At 63.3% G+C, this 289-nt stretch carries 1 pseudogene; it reads right to left on the bottom strand.

Features of this window, described 5'->3' with window-relative positions:
* Positions 1-289 (bottom strand): annotated as a pseudogene (locus EN818_RS32085) (integrase); the annotation flags it as partial.

The following is a 289-nucleotide window of genomic DNA, read 5'->3' as shown; positions in this document are numbered from 1 at the left end:
GCTTGGGATGGATCGGGATCTCAAGCGAGACCGCTTTGCGGCGCTTGTTCTTCTGCTGGGTGAACTTCAGCACGCCGTTGCGGACGTGCTGCTTGCCGAAGAGCACGACGTCGCTACGGCGTTGCAGCGTGTAAAGCAGCAGGCCGAGCGCGAGACGCGCCTTGGTGCCGATCGGATGGCGCTCCTCGAACTGCTCGACCTCCTCGATGGTCCACGAATGGAAGCCATCGCCGGTCGCCTTGAAGTAGGCGATATCGCGCGCGGGGTTTGACTGCGCGTGATCGACGGC

The sequence above is a fragment of the Mesorhizobium sp. M3A.F.Ca.ET.175.01.1.1 genome, assembly GCF_004791945.1.
Taxonomy (GTDB): Bacteria; Pseudomonadota; Alphaproteobacteria; order Rhizobiales; family Rhizobiaceae; genus Mesorhizobium.
Note: the sequence above shows the minus strand (reverse complement) of the source record. Positions and strands in the feature narration are given on the sequence as shown.